This is a genomic window from Bartonella sp. MR168JLCBS (assembly GCF_042194175.1).
Map to the genome: position 1 here is coordinate 1 of NZ_JBHIMP010000149.1, position 1,087 is coordinate 1,087.

1 protein-coding gene and 1 pseudogene are annotated in these 1,087 nt (G+C 35.6%); both read left to right on the plus strand.

Annotation, left to right across the window (positions count from 1 at the left end):
* Positions 1 to 97: 97 nt before the first annotated feature.
* Positions 98 to 655, plus strand: coding sequence for a DUF177 domain-containing protein (locus tag ACFIK8_RS09920; RefSeq protein ID WP_375669324.1), 558 nt, complete (start codon positions 98 to 100; stop codon positions 653 to 655).
* A gap of 157 nt (positions 656 to 812) precedes the next feature.
* Positions 813 to 1,087 (plus strand): annotated as a pseudogene (locus tag ACFIK8_RS09925) (phosphate acyltransferase); the annotation flags it as partial.

Sequence of the window (1,087 nt, forward strand, 5' to 3'; positions counted from 1 at the left end):
CATACAGAATTTCTTTAGAAAAGAAAAAAATCAATGAAATGTACTTTGGCTAAATGAAAGCACAGTATTTATATCCCTTCATATTCGAGAGTTGCCAATGAGTATTCGAAATACTTCTCCAATGACATTCGCTTTAGTTTATCCAATCTCAGTAGGGTCATTATCGGCTAAAGGTATAAAGGTTCGTATCTCTGCAGATCAGAAAGAGTGCGCACATTTAGCTAAGAATCATGACTTAATGGAAGTGAAGTTTTGTGAGGGAGAATTCCATATTTTACCGTGGAAAAAGCATGGAGTACGCGTAAAAGGTTTATTGCGGGCATGTATAATACAATTGTGTGTTATAACATTAGAGCGACTAGAAAATATTCTCGATGAAAATATTGAGGTTTTTTTTGTTCCCGAAGACTCAAATTTGATAAAACCAAAAATATCAGAGGATACAAATGAACTGTTTTTAGATGCAGAGGGGCTAGATACACCAGAAGTTTTTTATGGCGATAAGATTGATATTGGTACAGTCATGGAAGAATTTTTTGAGTTGTCTATTAATCATTATCCACGTAAAGCGGGGACACACATGAGGGTCATTGAAAATTTAGGAGAAGCTGAGAAAAAATTATCGCCATTTTCTATTTTGAAAAGTTGGAAGTAATTGTAAGAACATAAAAAAATTATCTATTGTATACTGTTATAAAAACGGTATTTTCTGCGAAGCTGTTTTTGCACAATATGTTTCAGGGATGTTCAGCAGCAAAAAAAATCGCAACATGTGTTTAAAGTGTAAATGAAAAGATGTGGGATAGGCAGGCGTGATTAGAATTTCTGTGGATGTAATGGGCGGTGATTATGGTCCGGAAGCAACTATTGCAGGAGCAGCAATTGTACAAAAACATTTGCCAAATGTTTATTTTCTGTTTTATGGAGTAGATGAGGCTGTTAAGCCGGTTTTAAAAAAATACCCTTGTTTGGCTTCTTTATCGCGCTTTTGCTCCACAGAAAGTTATACACGTATGGATGAAAAACCAAGCCAAGCACTTCGCAATGGGCGGGGTAAATCATCAATGTGGTATGCAATTGAAGCAGT

What these genes read in the sequence shown, in the direction of transcription:
- ACFIK8_RS09920 (WP_375669324.1), top strand. Translation starts at nt 98, where the DNA reads ATGAGTATTCGAAATACTTCTCCAATGACATTCGCTTTAGTTTATCCA.